The sequence below is a fragment of the Microbacterium sp. BWR-S6Y genome, from assembly GCF_041379845.1.
In the GTDB taxonomy this organism is placed as follows: domain Bacteria; phylum Actinomycetota; class Actinomycetes; order Actinomycetales; family Microbacteriaceae; genus Microbacterium; species Microbacterium hydrothermale.
The window spans coordinates 161,784-181,267 of the sequence record NZ_JBFECV010000006.1 but is presented as its reverse complement, the minus strand read 5'-3'; the positions used below and the strand labels follow the sequence as shown (position 1 = coordinate 181,267).

20 protein-coding genes are annotated in these 19,484 nt (G+C 71.2%); 10 read left to right on the top strand and 10 right to left on the bottom strand.

Annotated features, from left to right (window positions below; translation table 11 throughout):
* Window positions 1-53 precede the first annotated feature (53 nt).
* Together AB1K56_RS13925 and AB1K56_RS13920 are read left to right on the top strand one after the other, a co-directional pair.
* Window positions 54-188 carry a hypothetical protein gene (locus AB1K56_RS13925; RefSeq protein ID WP_276606268.1) on the top strand — a complete coding sequence of 45 codons (135 nt, stop codon included), beginning with the start codon at window positions 54-56 and terminating at the stop codon, window positions 186-188.
* Window positions 189-207: 19 nt separating this feature from the next.
* Window positions 208-645, top strand: a complete 438-nt coding sequence (locus AB1K56_RS13920; protein WP_371206119.1) for a hypothetical protein — start codon at window positions 208-210, stop codon at window positions 643-645.
* Between the two features lie 148 nt (window positions 646-793).
* On the opposite strand, the gene AB1K56_RS13915 is transcribed toward AB1K56_RS13920, so the two are convergent.
* The 3 genes from AB1K56_RS13915 to AB1K56_RS13905 form a co-directional block, all read right to left on the bottom strand.
* On the bottom strand, window positions 794-1,864 hold the full coding sequence (locus tag AB1K56_RS13915) for an epoxide hydrolase family protein (RefSeq protein ID WP_371206118.1): 1,071 nt from the start codon (window positions 1,862-1,864) through the stop codon (window positions 794-796).
* Window positions 1,865-2,271: 407 nt separating this feature from the next.
* Window positions 2,272-2,967 (bottom strand): TrkA family potassium uptake protein, encoded by a 696-nt coding sequence (locus AB1K56_RS13910; RefSeq protein WP_264629624.1) that lies wholly within the window; start codon window positions 2,965-2,967, stop codon window positions 2,272-2,274.
* The gene (locus AB1K56_RS13905) at window positions 2,960-4,330 is read right to left on the bottom strand and encodes a TrkH family potassium uptake protein (protein WP_371206117.1); all 1,371 of its coding nucleotides are present in this window, start codon (window positions 4,328-4,330) and stop codon (window positions 2,960-2,962) included. The genes AB1K56_RS13910 and AB1K56_RS13905 overlap by 8 nt, the downstream gene beginning before the upstream one ends.
* 123 nt (window positions 4,331-4,453) lie before the next feature.
* Here AB1K56_RS13905 and AB1K56_RS13900 point away from each other — a divergent pair, with 123 nt between their 5' ends.
* On the top strand, window positions 4,454-5,443 hold the full coding sequence (locus AB1K56_RS13900; RefSeq protein WP_371206116.1) for a hypothetical protein: 990 nt from the start codon (window positions 4,454-4,456) through the stop codon (window positions 5,441-5,443).
* A gap of 34 nt (window positions 5,444-5,477) precedes the next feature.
* Window positions 5,478-6,209: a hypothetical protein gene (locus AB1K56_RS13895; RefSeq protein ID WP_371206115.1), complete on the top strand. Its 732-nt coding sequence runs from the start codon at window positions 5,478-5,480 to the stop codon at window positions 6,207-6,209.
* A gap of 7 nt (window positions 6,210-6,216) precedes the next feature.
* On the opposite strand, the gene AB1K56_RS13890 is transcribed toward AB1K56_RS13895, so the two are convergent.
* Window positions 6,217-6,477, bottom strand: coding sequence for a DUF3253 domain-containing protein (locus tag AB1K56_RS13890; protein ID WP_136586311.1), 261 nt, complete (start codon window positions 6,475-6,477; stop codon window positions 6,217-6,219).
* Between the two features lie 47 nt (window positions 6,478-6,524).
* Between AB1K56_RS13890 and AB1K56_RS13885 the strand changes: the two genes are divergently transcribed.
* Window positions 6,525-7,256, top strand: a complete 732-nt coding sequence (locus AB1K56_RS13885) for a YqjF family protein (RefSeq protein WP_371206114.1) — start codon at window positions 6,525-6,527, stop codon at window positions 7,254-7,256.
* A 110-nt stretch (window positions 7,257-7,366) separates the two neighbouring features.
* Here AB1K56_RS13885 and AB1K56_RS13880 read toward each other — a convergent pair whose 3' ends face one another.
* The 4 genes from AB1K56_RS13880 to AB1K56_RS13865 all read right to left on the bottom strand — a co-directional run bounded on the left by AB1K56_RS13880 (window position 7,367) and on the right by AB1K56_RS13865 (window position 11,448).
* Window positions 7,367-8,269 (bottom strand): glycine betaine ABC transporter substrate-binding protein, encoded by a 903-nt coding sequence (locus AB1K56_RS13880; protein WP_371206113.1) that lies wholly within the window; start codon window positions 8,267-8,269, stop codon window positions 7,367-7,369.
* 122 nt (window positions 8,270-8,391) lie between these two features.
* Entirely contained in the window at window positions 8,392-9,396 is a 1,005-nt protein-coding gene (locus tag AB1K56_RS13875; protein WP_371206112.1) for an ABC transporter permease, read from the bottom strand.
* The gene (locus tag AB1K56_RS13870; RefSeq protein ID WP_371206111.1) at window positions 9,396-10,760 is read right to left on the bottom strand and encodes a glycine betaine/L-proline ABC transporter ATP-binding protein; all 1,365 of its coding nucleotides are present in this window, start codon (window positions 10,758-10,760) and stop codon (window positions 9,396-9,398) included. Before AB1K56_RS13870 ends, AB1K56_RS13875 begins: the two co-directional genes overlap by 1 nt.
* A 382-nt stretch (window positions 10,761-11,142) precedes the next feature.
* Window positions 11,143-11,448: a chorismate mutase gene (locus AB1K56_RS13865; RefSeq protein ID WP_136586315.1), complete on the bottom strand. Its 306-nt coding sequence runs from the start codon at window positions 11,446-11,448 to the stop codon at window positions 11,143-11,145.
* Between the two features lie 90 nt (window positions 11,449-11,538).
* Between AB1K56_RS13865 and AB1K56_RS13860 the strand changes: the two genes are divergently transcribed.
* On the top strand, window positions 11,539-12,663 hold the full coding sequence (locus AB1K56_RS13860) for an AI-2E family transporter (RefSeq protein ID WP_136586316.1): 1,125 nt from the start codon (window positions 11,539-11,541) through the stop codon (window positions 12,661-12,663).
* 30 nt (window positions 12,664-12,693) lie between these two features.
* On the opposite strand, the gene AB1K56_RS13855 is transcribed toward AB1K56_RS13860, so the two are convergent.
* Entirely contained in the window at window positions 12,694-13,896 is a 1,203-nt protein-coding gene (locus tag AB1K56_RS13855) for a lactonase family protein (RefSeq protein WP_371206110.1), read from the bottom strand.
* Window positions 13,896-15,182: an adenylosuccinate synthase gene (locus AB1K56_RS13850; protein WP_136586318.1), complete on the bottom strand. Its 1,287-nt coding sequence runs from the start codon at window positions 15,180-15,182 to the stop codon at window positions 13,896-13,898. The genes AB1K56_RS13855 and AB1K56_RS13850 overlap by 1 nt, the downstream gene beginning before the upstream one ends.
* A gap of 120 nt (window positions 15,183-15,302) precedes the next feature.
* Here AB1K56_RS13850 and AB1K56_RS13845 point away from each other — a divergent pair, with 120 nt between their 5' ends.
* The 4 genes from AB1K56_RS13845 (at window position 15,303) to argG (ending at window position 19,341) form a co-directional block, all read left to right on the top strand.
* On the top strand, window positions 15,303-15,995 hold the full coding sequence (locus tag AB1K56_RS13845; RefSeq protein ID WP_371206109.1) for a Pr6Pr family membrane protein: 693 nt from the start codon (window positions 15,303-15,305) through the stop codon (window positions 15,993-15,995).
* A 125-nt stretch (window positions 15,996-16,120) separates the two neighbouring features.
* A complete protein-coding gene (locus AB1K56_RS13840; protein WP_371206108.1) occupies window positions 16,121-17,122 on the top strand; it encodes a glycoside hydrolase family 6 protein in 1,002 nt (333 codons plus the stop codon).
* 17 nt (window positions 17,123-17,139) lie between these two features.
* Window positions 17,140-17,817 carry a peptidylprolyl isomerase gene (locus tag AB1K56_RS13835; protein ID WP_371206107.1) on the top strand — a complete coding sequence of 226 codons (678 nt, stop codon included), beginning with the start codon at window positions 17,140-17,142 and terminating at the stop codon, window positions 17,815-17,817.
* A gap of 81 nt (window positions 17,818-17,898) precedes the next feature.
* Entirely contained in the window at window positions 17,899-19,341 is a 1,443-nt protein-coding gene (gene argG, locus AB1K56_RS13830; RefSeq protein ID WP_371206106.1) for an argininosuccinate synthase, read from the top strand.
* The last annotated feature ends 143 nt before the right edge of the window (window positions 19,342-19,484 follow it).

The window sequence follows — 19,484 nt, the reverse complement described above, 5'->3', positions numbered from 1 at the left end:
TCCGGGAACGACACCGACAACGACAACACAGCACAGCCGAGAGGAGACGCGAGATGACCGACGACGACGACATGACCGTGTTCAGCGACAAGCGGCAGAAGCGCGTCAAGATCACCGCGTGGATCGTGATCGGCGCCCTGGTGCTCACCGGCGGCGGTGCCACGGTGATCTCGCTCATCCTCGGCTGACGACGAAAGGCGCACGCCGATGTCGCTCATCGACCCGACCCCCGAGACCGTCGCCACGCTCGACGCCCTCTCCGACGCCGCGCGCTCACAGCCCGAGAGCTTCGCGGCGATGGACGCCCTGTGGCGCGCCGTCTACGCGCTGCCGCACTGGTCGTTCATCGCGCGCGGACCCGACGACGCCCCGTCGCCGTTCATCGGTCAGCTCGCGAACGGGCCGATGGTCTTCGCCTTCACCACCCGTCAGCGCGCGCACGACGGCGCCCTCGCGACCGGCCTCGACGAAGAAGCCGCCTCGCGCGTACTGAGCGTCCCCCTCCCCGGCGCGGTCGAGTGGCTCGCCGCGTTCGCTCAGCAGGGCGTCGCCGGCGTGGTGTTCGACATGCCCGCGCAGGGGTACATGGCGCCGCTGCAGAACCTCCTGCCGATGCAGGCGCACATCTCGAGCCCGCCCGTCTGAGGCGGCAGACCCGGGAGTCGCTCCCGATCTTCCGCGCGGATGACGGTCACCACACCGCCGCGATCCCGCGCTCGGTCGTTGCGGCGTCGCCGTGTGAGGCAACGCGCCCTGTCATCGAGCCGCGCACGGAGAGACGCAGAACGCTCCCTTACGTGGTCTCGATCAGGGCACGCAGATCGGCCGCGAGCAGGGCGGGGTGCTCCATCGCCCCGAAGTGCCCGCCCGACGGGAAGCGCGTGACGCGCACCGTCGGGTACCGGCGGCGAGCGAAGGACTCGACGCCGTGATCGATATCGTGGGGGAACAGCCCGAAGGCGGTCGGCACGGTGACCCGGCCCGTCGGTGGAAAGCGTCGGCGGTCGAAGTACACCCTCGCGGCGCTGCCCGCGGTGCGGGTGAACCAATGCAGCGATAGGTTCTCCAGAAGGAGATCGAGCGGGAGTCGTTCGAAGACGTCACCGTCGCCCCAGGCCTGGAATTTCTCGAGATACCAGCTCGCCAGCCCCGCCGGGGAGTCCGTCAACGCGGCCGCGAGGGTTTGCGGCTTGGTGCGCTGCTCGGCGGCGTAGGCGCCCTCGGCCGTCTCCCACGCATCGGCGGCATCCACCCACTCCCTCTCCTCGACCGAGAGATCGTGCGCCGCGCGCGCGTGCCACAGGGGGACGTCGGTGAGATGCACTCCGGTCACGCGGTCGGGGGCGAGCACGGCGATTTGGTCGGCGATGGCCGTACCGAGGTCGCCGCCGTGCACGGCGAACGACCGCACGCCGATCTCATCGAGAGCGCCGAGCAGCCGCTCGGCATTCCAGCGCGGGCCGCCCTCGTCGCGGCCGGCCGGATCGCTGAATCCGAACCCGGGGATGCTCGGGACGACGACGTCGAGATCGGTGAGGTGCTCCGCCACCCCGCGGAACCGGACGAAACTGTCGGGCCACCCGTGGATGAGCACGATGGCGCGCGCCCCGGGCGTTCCCGACCGCCACAGGTGGACGCGACGGCCAGGCTCACCCACGAGCAGATGCTGCTCGCGACGCAGGCGCTGCTCCACACCGCACCAGTCGAACTCCGCCCACGCGTCGAGCACGCGGCGCAGGGCGGAGGGACGTGTACCGCGTGACCAGTCGTCGCCCACGTCATCGGGCCATCGGGTCTCGGCGATGCGTCGGCGCAGATCGTCGACCTCGGCGGACGACGTGTTCGGGGCGAGTCGGGCGATCATGGGTTCACCCTCGCACATCGCCGGATCAGGACTCGAGGAGGGGGCACCTCGACGGTGCCGCACAGCGGAGCCCGTCGCGCATGGGCCGTCGCCGCGTCCGCGTCGGCGACGTCGAGCAGGTACCACCCCGACAGACAATGGACGCGACGGCTGAGGCTCGGCATCCGGACCTCGTGAGATGGCCGTGACCACCGCGCGCGCCCCATCGACTTCGGCGAAACGACCCGAGTCGAGCAGGGCCCCGTCGGCACGCAGCGAGCCCTCGCTCCGCATCCACGCGGCGACGTCCTCCTCCGCGTCACCGCACTCGTACGACCCGTCGGAACACATCACGCGCATGATCTCCATGGCGCCTTTCCTTCGCGTCGCGGTCAGCCTCCTCGCAATCGAGCGGGCGGGCAAGGCCCTCAGGCGAGCGCCGCGAACCGCTCGGTCTTCTCCACCGGACCGATCACGATCAGCAGGTCTCCCTCGCCGACGACGGATGCCGCCCCCGCGGCGTGCCACTGGCCGTCGGCGTGACGGATCTTGACGATCGTCACCCCGTGGCGCCGGCGCACTGCGGCCTGTTCGAGGGTCTGGCCGACGAGCTCCCGCGGGGCCACGGTCTTCGCGACGACGAGGTCGCGGTCGAACTCGACGTAATCGAGCATCGATCCGCGAACGAGGTGGGCGACACGGCGCCCCATATCGGCCTCGGGGTAGACGACGTGCTCGATGCCGAGCTGCTCGAGGATGAGGCCGTGCTGCTCGCTGATCGCCTTCGCCCAGATCGAGCGCGTGCCCATGCGCTTGAGCAGTGAGGTCGTCAGGATGCTGGCCTGGATGTCCGACCCGATGCCGACCACGACACGATCGAACTCGGCGATGCCCAGCTGTTCGAGAGCGACCTGCTTGGTCGAGTCGGCCCGCACGACGTGCGTGAGCACGCCGTTGAGCGACTGCACGATGTCTTCGTCGGTGTCGACGCCGAGCACTTCGGTGCCGCTGCGCGCGAGTTCGGTGGCGAGGGCTCCGCCGAACCGGCCGAGGCCGATCACGGCGACCGACGACGCCGCGTTCCCCCGTACCCGCCGACGGCTGAAGAAGGTGTTGTTATCCAATGATCGGTCGCTCCTTCGGGAGTTCGTACATGCGCTTCTCACGCGTCAGGGCCAGCGCGGCGCCGAGAAGGACGGGGCCGAGACGGCCGATGAACATCAGCAGGATGAGGATGAGCTGGGCGAGCGCCGGCAGGTCGGCGGTGATGCCGGTCGACAGCCCGACCGTCGCGAACGCCGAGATCACCTCGAAGAACACGCGGTCGAAACCGAACGGGCTCAGGAGCATGATCGCCAGCGTCGACCCGACTACGAGGGCGACCGACAGCAGCGCGACGGTGAGGGCCTCGCGGTGGGTCGAGCGCGGGAGCCTCTTGCCGAACATGTTGACCGCCGTGTCTCCGCGCAGTTCGGCGAGCACGATGAAGAGCAGCACCGCGAAGGTCGTGATCTTCACACCGCCCGCGGTGCCGGCGGGGCCGCCGCCGATGAACATGAGGATGTCGGTGACGAACCAGCTCTCGGGCAGCATCTGCGAGACGTCGATCGAGTTGAACCCGGCGGTGCGCGGCATCACCGACATCGTGAAGCCCGCGAGCAGACGACCGGCGGGATCCATCGCGCCCAGGGTGGCCGGGTTCGACCACTCGAGCGCGGTGAGGGCGATCGTCCCCGCCACGAGCAGCACCCCGCTGCCGACGAGCACGGTGACGGTGTTGAGCGTCCACCGGCGCGGGAAGCGGTACTGCCGCCAGAGCTCCATGATGACGGGGAAGCCCAGACCGCCGAGGATGATCGCGGCGCAGATCGGCAGGCAGATCAGCGGGTCGGTCGCGAACGAGATGAGGCTGTCGCTGAAGAGAGCGAAGCCCGCGTTGTTGAACGACGACACCGCGTGGAACGCACCGAGCCAGAGGGCGCGGCCGAACGACTCCCCGTAGCCGAGCCAGAACCGCCCGGCGAGCATCGACGCCACCACGACCTCGGTGATCAACGCGATGATCGCCACGCCGAGGAGAACTCGGCGCACGTCGCCGACGGCGACCGTGTGGGTCTCGCTCACGGCGGTCAGACGCGTGCGCAGCCCGAGCCGGCGCGCGACGAGCAGACCGAGCAGGGTCGCGAGGGACATGACCCCGAAGCCGCCGATCTGGATCAGCACCATGATCACGACCTGGCCGAACGGCGACCAGAAGGTCGGGGTGTCGACCACGATGTGCCCCGTCACGCAGAGGGCGCTCGTCGCCGTGAAGAGGGCCTCCATGAACGTGGCGGATCGCCCCTGCGTGGCCGCCGGGAGACTCAGCAGCGCGGTCCCGAGCGCGAGCACGACGCCGAAGGAGAGGGCAATGACGCGTCCCGGGGTGAGCACCACCCGACGTGGGGTGAGCGAGCCCGGGAGGGCCGTGCTGCGTCGCCGTGTCACCGGCCAACGATCTCACATCCCGCGGGACCGGTCGCTGGACGCCCGCCGCACGCTCCGGCATCACCCCTGCGGATTCCGGCCCCCACCCAGCCCCGTGTCGGAGGCCCGGCATAGCATGGGCGTGTGGAACCGCTGGTGGCCCTTCTGGCCGAGTGGTGGTGGATCGGTCCTGCTGCGGCCGGTGCCGGCACCGTCGGCTGGGTCGGCGTGCGCCGTTCCCGACGCCGAGCGCTCCCGGCCGGCACGACGACGACCGGCGATCGCGCGGTTCGCGCGTGGGCCTCCCGCCCCCTGAGCAAGGCCGCCGCGCGTCGCCTCGAGCTCGACGCGGCCCAACTCGACCTGCAGACCGCCCGTCACGCCGTCACCCGCGGACGCGCCGACGTCAAGGTCGCCGACGCCGAGGTGGTGCGCGCCCAGGCCGAGCGGGCGGCATCCCGTGTCTCGAGCGATACGGTCGCCGCCGCACGCGCCCGCCTGGTCGACGCGCAGCGCGACCTCCGCGCGGCGATGGCGGAGGTGCGCGCGCGGCGTGCCGGAGTGAAGGCGGCGAAGGCGATGCTCCCCGCGATCCGTGCGGGCAGCGCTCCCCTGCCGGTCGCGCGCCTGCTGGCCGAGCACGACGCGATCCTCGCCCGCTGGATGGCGTACGAGACGGATCCCGGCCTCGCGATCGACTACCCGCAGATGAGCGACTCGCGCTCGCCCCTCCTCGCCGAGTTCCTGCGGGCGCATGAGCGCGCGCAGTGGCTGCGGCCCGCATCGGTGCAGACGCGTCTCGAGCCCGCCGACTACCTCGCGTACCGCGACGCCGTGCGCCTCACCGCGCACGCGTTCGACCGCGCCGAGCGCGCGGCGCGCCAGGGCACCGAACAGCCCGGGTTCGAGGGCGGCGATGCGTGGAGCCGCGTCGCCTCCGACCTGGCCGAGACCGCCCAGCGGGCTCTCGCGCGCTCGATGGAGTCGATGGGGCGGGCAGCGGCCCGCTCCTGGACCGAGCGCGGCGCTCGACGCGCCTCCGCGAAGCGACCGGATGCCACCCCTCCCGCACCGCACGATGGCCCGGTCTGGCCGCCTCCCGCACGCGATCGGCCGCACCCTCCGGCATCCTGAGAGGGGCGGGGCCCGGCGGCGTAGCATGGCGCGGGTGCAGGAATTCTGGAACTTCGCCGGCAACTACTGGTGGCTCGTCTTCCCCCTCTTCGGGATGACGATGGGCGCACTCAACGCGCGCGCGAAGCACCGCGAGGTGAACGCGCGTCGACGCCACAAAGAGCAGCTGGAGTTGCTGCGCGCGCAAGGTCTCGCAGCGAGCGCCGACGCCCCCGCGGCGATCACCCCCGCGGGCGGCGACGAGCGCGCGCGGCTCGTGTCGGCGCACGACGCGGTGACCCATCAGTGGCTCGAGTACGAGCTCGACGCCGCGAAGCTGATCTCGTACCCGGCGATGAGCGACGGCCGTCAGCCGCTGACGGCGGCCTTCCTGCGGGCGAAGAAGGTGGCCGACAACCTCCGTCCGGCCGAGGGCGAGACGCTCTCACCCGAGCGTCTGCGCGAGTACCGCGACGCCGTGACCGACTACGAGGTCGCGTTCGAGGTCGCCGAGCGCGAGGCGCGGCGCGTGAAGGACGCGGCGTTCACTCCCGACGAGCGCAAGCGCCTCGACACGGCGAAGCAGCTGCTGACGGTCGCCACCGACCAGGCGGCCACGCCCAACGAACGGCAGCTCGCGTACAAGCGCGTGCGCGAGGAGCTCGACGGCCTCATCTGGCTGAGCGACGAGGCGGTCGACGAGCTCGAGAAGAAGGTCGCGCTGGAGCTTCCGCGTGGCGCCGCGCAGCCGCGCACGTCGACGACCCCGCCCGAGCCCGCGGTCTGATCGCCGCTCAATCCTTCCGGCGGATCCGCACCGGTCCCCGCGCCGTGGTCACGTCGACCACGACGCCCTTCTGCGTGACCTCGACCTCTCCGCGGGCGACGAGCTCGCGGGCCGCGTCGCGGGCCGGCTGCATGAGCTCGCGCCAGTCGTCGCCGCCGACGGCGCGCGCCGCCTCGGAGGGGCAGATGGTCGCCCCGGCGTCGCGAGCGGCGAGCAGATCGCGGATGGATGCCACGAGCCGCGGGTCCGCACCAGACGACGAGGTCATCTGTCCAGTGTCCCTCCGCGGGAAGGCGTCGGGGTCAGAATGAGCCGGTGATCACCGAGCGCCACGCCCCCGATCTGCCCGGACGCGCCGTCATCGCGCAGCGTTGGAACCGCGCCGTCTTCGTGCACTGGCGCGTCGACGCCGCCGACGTGGCTCCCTTGCTCCCCGCGGGCACGCGGCCCGACGAGCACGACGGATCCGCGTGGGTGGGTCTCGTGCCGTTCGTGCTGAGCGAGTTCCGCTTCCTGCCCCTGCCCCCGGTTCCGTTCGTCGGGACGTTCACCGAGATCAACGTCCGCACGTACGCGATCGACGCGGAGGGGCGCCGGGGCGTGGTGTTCCGAACGCTCGAAGCCGAACACCTCGCTCCGGTGCTCGCCGCTCGCGCCCTTTTCGGCCTGCCCTACCGCTGGGCCCGCGCCGGCGTGCGCACCGAGGGCGATCGCATCGAGTACCGTTCACGGCGCCACGGCGGTCGGCATCCGGGAACGCGGCTGCGGGCGACGCTCGGCACCGAGACCGTCGACACCGGGCTCTCGCGCTTCCTCACCGCCCGCTGGGGGTTTCACGAGCGGCACCTCGGCCGCACGATCTGGGCGGCGAACAGTCACGAGCCCTGGCCGCTCGTGACCGCCGAGCTCGACGTGCTCGACGATGAGCTCGTGGCCGATGCCGGCTTCCCGCAGCTCGCCGGACGCACCCCCGATTCGGTGCTCGCGATGCCGGCCGGGCATCCGGGCTTCATCACGCGGTTCACGGCGGCGCGACAGATCGGCTGATGTCCTCGACCCGCCCGGCGGGTGAGGGGCCGCTCAGTCCGACGGGCGACCGCTTCCCGCAACGCCGAAGGCTCCCCCCGCGGGACGGAGGGAGCCTTCGGCGTCCGAGATCAGTCGCGCTGCGTCGAGAACGCGTCGGGGTTCTGCTCGAGCCACGCGTCGACCGCGTCGGCTTCCTTGCCCTCGCCGTACTCGTTGACGACGAGGTCTTCGAGCGAGCCGTACTGCGCGTCGTCGAGCTGGATGCCGGCGATGAGCTCGGCGGCATCCGGGTACTTCTCGGCGAAGCCGCTCGTGCCCAGGAAGTGCAGGGCCTCGGGGTCGCCCATCAGCCCCTGGGGGTCGGCGAGGTCCTTGACGTCGTACGCGTCGTTGGCCCAGAACGGACGCCACAGGGTGACGACGATGTCCTTCTGCGCCGCGATCGCGTTGTCGAGCTCGGTGAGCATCGCCGCGGTCGACGAGGTGACGAGCTCGAGGCCGTCGAGGCCGTACCCGGGCATCGCGACCTCCTGCGTCTGCGTGGTCAAGCCCGCGCCGGGCTCGATGCCGTAGATCTTGCCGTCGAAGCGCGCGGCGTTCGCCTGGAGCTGGTCGATCGAGTCGATGTCGACGTAGCTCGGGACCGCCATCGTGAGCTTGGCGTCGTCGTAGTAGGCGCCGAGGTCTTCGATGTTGTCGCCGTACTTGTCCATGTAATCGGCGTGCGTGAGCTCGGGCCAGGCCGAGGGGTAGATGTCGACGTCGCCCTGGGCGAGTCCGGCGTACAGCGGGCCCGCCTCGGTGAGGGTCTGCATCTCGACGGTGTAGCCGAGCTTGCCGAGCTGGTCCTCGAGCAGGTAAGCGGTGCTGAGGCCGTCGGTCCAGGAGGGGAGGAACCCGAGGGTGATGGTGCCCTTGTCGCCGCCGTCGCCCGAGCCGCCTTCGGCCTGGTTTCCGCTGGCGCAGCCCGCGAGGGCGAGGGCCGCCACGCTGCCGAGGGCGAGGGTCGCGGTGAGGTGTCGCGTCTTCATTGCTGTGTTCTCTTCCTTTTCGTATGTGATTTCCGTGGGTGCCCCGCGCGAGGTGCCAGGATTTGTCGCTTCGACCGGGGACGAAGCGACAGATCCTGGCGACTCACGCGAGGGCGGGGGGGTCAGCGACCGCTCGAGATCGGGGCGCGGCGCGGCGAAGCCTTCTCGCGATCGGCCTCGGCCGCGGCATCCGCCGACGCCGTGTCGACGTGCGGTGCCGCGGTGGCGCCCGCCGTGACGACCGCCGCGGGACGGGCGGCCCGCCGACGGGCGAGCACTCCGAGCAGCGACGAGGTGTTGTCGGCGCGGTTGCCGAGAGCGGCGGTGAGCCGGTCGAGGTAGACCGCGAGGATCACGACGCTCAGGCCGGCCTCGACGCCCTTGGGCAGGTTGACGGTCGAGATCGATTGCACGACCTCCTTGCCGAGGCCGTCGGCGCCGACGATGCCGGCCACGACAGCCATCGACAGCGCGAGCATGATCACCTGGTTGACGCCGGCCATGATGGTCGGCATCGCGAGCGGCAGCTGAATGCCGCGCAGGATCTGCCACGGGGTGGCGCCGAACGCCTGCCCGGCCTCGACCGTCTCGGAGTCGACGCCGCGGATGCCGAGCTCGGTCAGACGGACGCCCGGAGGTAGCGCGAAGATGACGGTCGAGACGACACCGGGCACGACGCCGATGCTGAAGAAGGTGATCGCGGGGATCAGGTAGACGAAGGCGGGCATCGTCTGCATGAAGTCGAGAATCGGCTTCAGCACCGCGCGGACCGTGCTGTTGCGCGCCGACCAGATGCCCAGCGGCACCGAGATCGCCACGGCGACGATGGTCGCCACGAGCACGAGGGCGAGGGTCTGCATGGCGGTGACCCACTGCCCCATCGCGAGGATGAGGGCGAAGCCGACCACGGTGCCGACCGCGAGCTTCCACGAGCGCAGCAGCCAGGCCAGCAGAGCGGCGATCACGATCACCACGACGATCGGCGCCGACAGGAGGATGTCGCTGAGACCGCCCACGAGGAAGCGCACGGTCACGGCGATGACGTCGAAGAGCCCGGAGAGGTTGTCTCGCAACCAGTCCACGGCGGAGTCGACCCAGGAGCCGACCGGGATGCGGAAACCATCCATCAGCGCACCCCCTCGGTCTCGGAGGCCGCGACCGGGGTGTCGAGCACCGCATCGATCTCGGCGGACGGGAGGGGCTGCGGAAGCACGGTGATCTCCTCGGTGGAGGTGGGCCCGGGTCCGAGGGCGGCGAGCAGCGTGACGCGCGGGATGACACCGGCGAGACGGCCCTCCGCGTCGAGCACGGCCAGGGGGAGCGGGGATTCGACCGAGGGGACGAAGAGGTTCATGAGCACGTCGTCCTCGCGGACGGTCTGCGGAACGGGCTTGAGCCGGCTGAGCAGCGAGCTCTCCCCCGCCCGCACGAGCTTCATGGCATCCCGGTCGGTGATGATGCCGAGCGGCTTGCGATCGCGGTCGGTGACGTAGACGGCCGACATGTAGGCGTCGCGCATCTGGCGCAGGGCCGTGCGCGGGCCCGCCGAGGCGTCGACGCGCGGACGCGGGCGCTCCATGACGTTGCCGGCGGTGAGCACGCGGGCGCGGTCGACGTCCTGCACGAACTGCTCGACGTAGTCGTTCGCGGGGTCGGTGAGGATGTCTTCCGGGGTGCCGATCTGCACGATGCGTCCGTCGCGCATGACCGCGATGCGGTCGCCGAGGAACATCGCCTCGTTGAGGTCGTGCGTGATGAAGACGATGGTCTTCTTCAGGGTCCGCTGCAGCTCGATGAGCTGCTCCTGCATCTCGCGGCGGATGAGCGGGTCGAGGGCGCTGAAGGCCTCGTCCATGAGCAGGATGTCGGTGTCGGCGGCGAGGGCGCGGGCGATGCCGACGCGCTGCTGCATTCCGCCCGAGAGCGCCGAGGGGAGCTTGTCGCCCCAGCCGTCGAGGCCCACGAGGGAGAGGATCTCGTTCGCCTTGGCCAGACGCTCGGCCTTGCCGACGCCCTGGAGCTCGAGCGGGTAGGCGACGTTGGCCGCGACCGTGCGGTGCGGGAGGAGCGCGAAGTGCTGGAACACCATCGCGAGGCGATCGCGGCGGAGGCTGCGCAGGCGGGACGCGCCCACGCCGGTCAGGGCGTCGCCCTTGACCTCGACGGTTCCCGCGGTGGCCTCGTGCAGGCCGTTCAGCATGCGGATGATGGTGGACTTGCCGGAGCCGGAGAGCCCCATGATGACGAAGATCTCGCCGGGGTGGACGTCGAAGCTCGCGTCGATGACGGCGGCGGTCCCGTGGTCGGCGATCTCGTCGCGCGTGGCGCCCGAGCGGAGCTTGTCGACGGCGGCCTGGGGCGCGCGTCCGAAGACCTTGAACAGGTTCTTGGCGGAGAGGGCGGGCGTCTCGCCCGCGGATGCGGGCGAAGCCGATGCGGGCGAAGCTGATGCGGACGGAGCGGGCTCCGTCGAAGCAGGCGGATGTGTCACTGGTGCACCTCAGCGGCCTTCGGGTGGCCGCGCAGGTCACGCCCGGGTGGCAGCCGTCGGCGCTCTCCGGGGGTGGAGCACGTCGACACCGGACATCGGGTCCGGCGTCCTGGCCGCCGACCATACGCTCGCGGCATCCCCTCCCCCGAGAAGACACCGGCGACCGCGGACTGGTCGGGTGAACGGCCCGTGAAGGACCTCGTCCAACGTTTCACGGTGATGGATCGGCTGGCAAATCGTTTCTCGCCTTGCGGATCCGGATGCCGTGTGGCACGCGCGCGCGCCTGGAGTGCACCGCCGCGAGTCGATCGGTCGATTCACCCGCATGACACCCCGGGCGTGTCGCGGAGCCCTTGCGTCGCCCCGCGCGATGCGCGGAAGCTCAGTCGACGGGCGGCTGGGCGGCGGCCGTGCGGTGGTGACGGATGACCTCGGCGACGACGAAGTTGAACCACTTCTCCGCGAACGCGGGGTCGAGGTCGGCATCCTCCGCCAGGCGCATCAAGCGGGCGATCTGCTGCTCCTCGCGCGCGGGATCGGACGCGGGCATCCCGTGCTTCGCCTTGAGGACGCCCACCTGCTTGGTGCAGCGGAACCGCTCGGCGAGAAGGAAGATGAGCGCGGCGTCGATGTTGTCGATGCTGCCGCGCAGCCCCTGCAGAATCGTCGAGGGATCGGCGTCGGTCATGTGTCCTCCCAGATCGCTCCGACCCTACCGCGCCGCACGGCACCGTGCGGTGCACCGTCGTCCGCCGCGGCCGAGTCCTACAGTGTGAGCATGAGCCGATCGACGCGCCCCGACCCCACCGCCGTAGGCGCCGACGCCGGGGCTCCCACCTCGCGCGACAAGCCGGTGTGGGCGGCGGTCTCCCGCCCCTACGCCGCCGGTTTCTTCCTCACCCTCGGGGGCCTGACCGCGTTCCTGCTCGCTCTCGCTCTCGGGCAGCTGTCGACGGTGCTCATCTACATCGCGATCGCCCTGTTCGTCGCCCTCGCTCTCGATCCCCTCGTGCGCATGCTCGTGCGCCGGGGGCTGTCGCGGGCGTGGGGCATCGTCATCGTCTTCGGGGGGCTGGCGGTCATCCTCGCCGGCGCCCTCTGGCTGCTCATCCCCCCGGTCGTGCGTCAGGTCGAGCAGTTCGTCGGCGACATCCCCACGTTCGTCAACGACGTCATCGACAGCGATGCCGTGCGCTGGGTCGAGCAGAACTTCGGCGACAGCCTGGGTGACGTGCTGAAAGAGGTGCAGAGCTTCGTCACGAACCCCACCAACATCGCCGCGATCGGCGGCGGGCTCCTCCAGGTGGGCATCGGGATCGGCGAGTTCATCTCGGGCGCGATCATCGTGCTCGTGCTGAGCCTGTACTTCCTGGCATCCCTGCCGAAGATGAAGAACAGCCTCGTGCGCCTCACGCCGGCGCGCAGCCGCGAGACCGTCGCCGACATGACGGGGCAGATCACCGACTCGGTGGGTGGCTACCTCGCCGGCATGGTCGTGCTCGCCCTGTGCAACGCCGTCTTCGCATTCATCGTGCTGACGATCCTGCAGCAGCCGTTCGCGGCCCTGCTCGCCGCCCTGGCTTTCGGGATCACGCTCATCCCTCTCGTGGGTTCGGTGCTGTTCTGGGCGACCGCGACCCTGTTCACGCTCATCGTCAGTCCGACCGCCGGGCTCATCTTCGCCATCGTCTATCTGGTGTACATGCAGATCGAGGCATACATCCTGACCCCGCGCGTGATGAACCGCACGATCTCGGTGCCCGGCGCCCTCGTCGTGATCGGCGCCCTCGTCGGCGGCACCCTCCTCGGCCTCCTCGGCGCGCTGGTCGCCATCCCCGTGACCGCGTCGGTCCTGCTGATCATCAAGCAGATCGTCATCCCGCGACAGGATGCCAAGAAGTAGCGGAACCGTCGCCCCCGAGCGCGAACCCGCTCAGCGCATCGCGAGCAGCCGCGTCGGCGACGCCGAGACGGTGCGGTGGCGCACGCGCCCCGGAACGCCGGTACGCGCGTCGAGGGGCAGCGACACGATCTCGTCGGCGAGCTGACCCGCCACCAGCAGCGTGTCGTCGACCACCAGGTGGTGCCGCGGCCAGTGCGTGCCCGTCTCGGCGAGCGCGGTGAGCTGCAGGGTCTCCCCCGCACCGCGCACCGAGAGCACTCCGACCGTGTCGCTCCCGCGCACGCCGGCGTACAGCGTCGATCCGTCGCGGCCCATGCTGAGCTCGGCGGCGGTGTCGGTGTCGAGGGTGCCGAGCAGGGGCTCGCCGGAGCGCACGTGCCAGCGTCCTTCACGGTCGGGGGCGAGCACAAAGACCTCGCGGCTCAGCTCGGTGACCACGTAGAAGTGCCCGGACGGATGCCACACGCCGTGCCGCGGGCCGCTGCCCTTCGGCAGTACCACCTCCCGCACCGCGCGCAGGCCCGCCGGGGTGCGACGCCACAGGCGCACGAGGTCGAGCCCCATGTCGGTCGTGGCGATCAGGCCGCCGGGCAGGAACGTCGCCTGGTGGGCCCGCGAGACGCGCGCGCCCGCGGCCGCCTCTTCGGACTCGGCGTCGGTCTCGGGCAGGTCGTCGTAGGCCGGGACGAGGTGGGCGTAGTCCTCGCCCGCCGCCTCGCGCAGGGCCCGCGCGGCCGCCGCGAGGTCGGGGACGACCGCGCCCGACACCCGCGCACCCGTGCTCACCGTTCCCTCGTCGGGGGCCGCCCCGTGGGGGTCGGCGGCCTCGGCGGCGATCACGGGACGCGAGGGCCGCCCCGCGGCATCCAGGTCCATGAGCACCACGCGCCCGTCGCCCCAGCAGCTCGCGACGAGGAACGACGCGTCGGGCGCCACGGCCACGTGGCAGACCGCCGCTCCCGCCGCGATGGGGGCTCCGAGCGGGGTCAGGCGCGTGTCGGAGACGCGGCGGAAGGCTTGCACCGTCCCGTCGGACTCGAGCGCGGCGTACAGCAGATCGCCGCTCGCGGGGTGGGCGGCGAGCCACGACGCCGATCCCGGCGCCGCCACGGCCGTGCCGACCATGCCGAGGGGGCCGCCGGCCCCCGGGGCGTCGGCCTCTCCGGCCTGCAGGATGCCGATCCCCTCGGCGGAGCCGTCATCGCCGCCGTACGCGCCGACCCAGAGCCGCATCAGTCGATGAGGTCGTGCCGAACGATGACCTGGTCGCGGGCAGGGCCCACGCCGATGACCGAGATGCGGGTTCCACTCATCTTCTCGAGCGCGAGGACGTAGTCCTGTGCGTTCTGCGGCAGCTCGTCGAAGGTGCGCGCGGTGGAGATGTCTTCGCTCCAGCCCGGGTAGTACTCGAGGATGGGCTTCGCGTGGTGGAAGTCGGTCTGGTTGACCGGGAGGTCGTCGAACCGCTCGCCGTCGACGTCGTAGGCCACGCAGACGGGGATCTGCTCAAGGCCGCCGAGGATGTCGAGCTTGGTCAGCACGAGGTCGGTGATGCCGTTGATGCGCGTCGCGTAGCGCGTGATGGGCGCGTCGTACCAGCCCACGCGGCGCGGACGCCCCGTGGTGGTGCCGAACTCGAAGCCCCGCGAGCGCAGCCAGTCGCCGCTCTCGTCGAACAGCTCGGTCGGGAACGGGCCCGAGCCCACGCGCGTCGTGTACGCCTTGACGATCCCGACGATGCGGTCGAGGCGGTTGGGACCCACCCCCGAACCCGTCGACGCGCCACCGGCGGTCGCCGACGACGAGGTGACGAACGGGTAGGTGCCGTGGTCGACGTCGAGCATGGTGGCCTGGCCGCCCTCGAAGACGACCACGTCGCCCGCGTCGAGCGCGTCGTTGAGCAGCAGCGAGGTGTCGGCGACCATCGGGCGCACGCGCTCGGCGTAGGCGAGCAGGTCCTCCACGATCTCATCGGCCGTGATCGAGCGGCGGTTGAAGATCTTCACCAGCAGGTGGTTCTTCTGGTCGAGGGCGCCCTCGACCTTCTGCCGCAGGATGTTCTCGTCGAAGAGGTCTTGCACGCGGATGCCGACGCGGTTGATCTTGTCGGCGTAGGCCGGGCCGATGCCGCGACCGGTGGTGCCGATCATGCGCTTGCCGAGGAAGCGCTCCGTGACCTTGTCGAGCGTGCGGTGGTACTGCGTGATGATGTGCGCGTTCGCGCTGATCTTCAGCCGGCTCGTGTCGAGACCGCGCGCGTTGAGCGCCTCGAGCTCGTTGAAGAGCACCTCGAGGTCGACCACGACGCCGTTGCCGATCACCGGGGTCACCCCGGGAGACAGGATGCCGCTGGGCAGGAGGTGCAGCGCGTACTTCTCGTCGCCGATGACGACGGTGTGGCCGGCGTTGTTGCCGCCGTTGAACTTCACCACCCAGTCGGTGCGCTCACCGAGCAGGTCGGTGGCCTTGCCCTTGCCTTCGTCGCCCCACTGGACGCCGACGATCACGATTCCGGGCATGAGTGCTCCTCGCATGTTGTCCGGCGGTACACCCCATCCTATCGAGCGGGCCCGACACGACCGCAGGGGCATGTGGCAACGACCCGCCCTCAGCCGCCCGCACCTCAGTAGCCTGACTCCATGCAGCGATCGCGTGGATGGGTCACCGGATGGAATGCGGTGCGACTGGCGGTCGCGGTGCTGATCCTCGCCGCGGTGATCGCCCAGTTCTCCTCGACCGTGGGAGAGGCGTTGGCGCAGGGCCGGCACGTCCCGACGGTGGTCGCGAACTTCTTCAGCTTCTTCACGATCCTCTCCAACGTCTCGTCGGCCGTCGTCCTGCTCGTGCTCGGCGTGCGCTTCTTCGCCCGGGGCCGGCGGCTCGAGGTCGATCCCCGCGGCCTCGCGACCGCGCTCGCCTTCGTGTCGACGTACATGATCGTCACCGGCGTCGTCTACAACCTGCTGCTGCGCGGGCTCCCGCTCCAGCCCGAGACGGTCGGATGGTCGAACGAGGTCATGCACGTGTGGGGTCCGCTGTTCCTGCTGCTCGACGTGGTGCTCGGACCCCTGCGCCGCCGCCTCCCCTGGTCGGCGGCCTTCGCCGCGGCGATCTTCCCGATCGTCTGGATCGTCTACACGCTCGTGCGCGCACCCCTGATCACCAACCCGACGACCGGGGCGCCGTACTGGTACCCCTACCCCTTCCTCGACCCGAACACGGGCGGGTGGGGCAGCGTCGCCGTCTACATCGTGATCATCGCGGTCGCGATCATCGCCCTCGCCTTCGGGGTCGTCGCCCTCGGCCGCGCGCGCGGAGCAGCACCCCGCTGATCGAACGCCCCCCGGGCGATGCTCCCGCGCGCGATCCCGCCCGGGTGATAATGGGCGCACCTCGGCGATCCCCCGCCCCCGGCGGAGAAGGCGATCCCGCGCAGCGCTTGCGAGAGAGACCCCGGATGCCGTCACGCCGCCCGTCCTGGAAGAAGGTGCTCGCCGCGGGTGCCGTCGCCCTGCTGATCTCCCCCGCCGCGCTGCTGTCCGCGACGCCCGCCTCGGCGGCAGGCGGCCCGTCGACGCTCCCCTCGGGGCCGAACCCCCTGGCATCCGGCCCCGCCCTTCCGACCTTCTCGGCGGCCGCGGAGGCGCAGAAGGCCGCCGCGCGGGAGGGACGCACGGCGGTGGCGAAGAAGCTCGGGATCATCTCCGCGCAGCCCACCGCGGTGTGGCTCGGCGAGTGGTACGACTCCTCGACGCTGGTGCGGGTGCTGCGGGCCGAGACGCAGGCCGCCGTCCGGCAGAAGAAGACGGCCGTCTTCGTGCTTTACGCGATCCCCGCCCGCGACTGCGGCCAGCACTCCGGCGGCGGACTCGATGCGGCGGGGTACGCCCGGTGGGTCGCGCTGATCGCGCAGACCCTGCGCGGCACGCCGTCCGTCGCGATCGTCGAGCCCGACGCCCTCGCCATGCTCGGCGAGTGCGCGGGTCAGGGCGATCGCGCCGGGCTCATCCGCGACGGCGTCCGCACCCTGGCCGCGGCGGGAGTGCCCGCCTACATCGACGCCGGGAACTCCGGGTGGATCGCGCCCGAGGTGATGGCGGCGCGCCTGCGGGACGCGGGGATCGCCGATGCGCGCGGCTTCGCGACGAACGTCTCGGGGTTCCGCACCACGGCGTCGGAGCGCACCTACGCCGAACGCGTGCGCTCCGCGCTGGGCGGCACCGCGCGCTACGTCATCGACACCTCGCGCAACGGCCGAGGCTGGACCGGGGAGTGGTGCAATCCCCCCGGAGCCGGTCTCGGCAGCACGCCGCGAGCGGTGTCGGGCGCGGGCGGTCTCGACGCGCTGCTGTGGATCAAGCGGCCCGGCGAGAGCGACGGCGACTGCAACGGCGGTCCGGGAGCGGGGAGCTGGTTCGAGAAGGCCGCGCTCGACCTGGTCGCGCGCCGACAGACCTAGCCGCCTACGCTGGACCCGTGCGCACCCGCCTGATCACCGTCGCCCTGGCCGCCTCCGCTCTGCTGCTGCTCGCCGGGTGCTCCGGCGGCACCTCGACGGACAGCGCACCCGCGGCGAGCGCCCCCTCGGCGAGCGCCGGCAGCGCCGAGTGCGCGTACCCCGCCTCGGGACAGCCCGCGGTCGACGTCACCCCGCCCGCGGCCGGCACCGACCGTCCGACCGGCGACGTGCAGGCGGTGCTCAAGACCTCGGCGGGAGACATCCCGATCACCCTCACCGGCGAGCGCACGCCCTGCACCGTCGAGAGCTTCGTCTCGCTCGCGCAGCAGCAGTACTTCTCGAACACCGAATGCCACCGCCTCACCACCTCGGGCATCTTCGTGCTGCAGTGCGGCGACCCCACGGGCACCGGTCGCGGTGGTCCCGGCTACCGCTTCGCGGACGAGCTCGACGGGTCGGAGAAGTACCCGGCCGGGACGGTCGCGATGGCCAACGCCGGTCCGGGCACCAACGGGTCGCAGTTCTTCCTCGTCTACGAGGACACGCAGCTGCGGCCTGACTACACCGTGTTCGGTCGGATGTCGCCCGAAGGCCTCGCCGTCGTGCAGGGCATCGCCGCGGCCGGCGCCGAGGGCGGGGCCGCCGACGGCCGCCCGGCGACGCCCGTCACAATCACCGACGTCGTGGTCGGCTGAGGCTCCTCCCCAGGCCCTTCGTCGGCTGCACCGCTCCCCGCGAGTCGGGCTGCGGCATCCCTCCGCCCTAGAATCGAGGGCATGTCCAAGGTCTTGCAGTCCCTTCCCGTCGGCGAGCGCGTCGGCATCGCCTTCTCGGGTGGTCTCGACACCTCCGTGGCCGTCGCGTGGATGCGCGACAAGGGCGCCGTACCCTGCACCTACACGGGCGACCTCGGTCAGTACGACGAAGACGACATCGCCTCGATCCCCGGTCGCGCGACGCAGTACGGCGCCGAGATCTCGCGCCTGGTCGACTGCAAGACCGCGCTCGTCGAAGAGGGCTTCGTCGCCCTCGCCTGCGGTGCCTTCCACATCCGCTCGGGCGGCCGCACCTACTTCAACACCACGCCGCTCGGCCGCGCCGTGACCGGCACGCTGCTCGTGCGCGCGATGAAAGAAGACGGCGTCGACATCTGGGGCGACGGCTCCACCTACAAGGGCAACGACATCGAGCGGTTCTACCGCTACGGCCTGCTCGCCAACCCCGCCCTGCGCATCTACAAGCCGTGGCTCGACGCCGACTTCGTCACCGAGCTCGGCGGCCGCAAAGAGATGAGCGAGTGGCTCGTCGCCCACGACTTCCCCTACCGCGACAGCGCCGAGAAGGCGTACTCGACGGACGCCAACATCTGGGGCGCCACGCACGAGGCCAAGACCCTCGAGCACCTCGACGTCTCGCTCGAGACGGTCGAGCCCATCATGGGCGTGCGGTTCTGGGACCCGGCGGTCGAGATCGAGACCGAAGACGTCACGGTCGCCTTCGAGGCCGGTCGTCCGGTCGCGATCAACGGCACGCGCTTCGACGACCCGGTGGCCCTGGTCCGCGAGGCGAACGCGATCGGCGGGCGCCACGGCCTGGGCATGAGCGACCAGATCGAGAACCGGATCATCGAGGCGAAGTCGCGCGGCATCTACGAGGCCCCGGGCATGGCCCTGCTGTTCCTGACCTACGAGCGCCTGGTCAACAGCATCCTCAACGAAGACACCCTCGCCACGTACCACGAGCAGGGTCGTCGCCTCGGTCGCCTCATGTACGAGGGCCGCTGGCTCGAGCCGCAGTCGCTCATGCTGCGCGAGTCGATCCAGAAGTGGGTCGGGTCGACCATCACGGGCTCGGTCACCGTGCGCCTGCGCCGCGGCGAGGACTACACGATCCTCGACACCGTGGCATCCGGGATGTCGTACTCGCCCGAGAAGCTGTCGATGGAGCGCGTCGGCGACGCCGCCTTCGGACCCGTCGACCGCATCGGCCAGCTGACCATGCGCAACCTCGACATCGCCGACTCGCGCGCCCGTCTCGAGCAGTACGCGGCCCAGGGCCTGATCGGCGGACCGACCGGCGAGCTCGTCGGCGACGTCGCCGTCGGTGGGGCGCAGGAGATCATCGAGCCGGCCGCTCCCCTCTCGGCCGACGGCGAGCGCCTCGCCGAGGCGACGGATGCCGCGGGCGAGTCCGCCGCGTTCGACGCCGGCACCGACTGACCCGCACCCTTCACGACGCCGCCCCGCCGCCTCGGCCGGGCGGCGTCGGGTGTTTTCGCGCGGTCACCGGCGTTCCTCGCGGCCCGCTGTCGCGCCGCACCCCCGCCGCATCGCCGCCCCGCCTTCCCGCGGTCTCGTCGCGG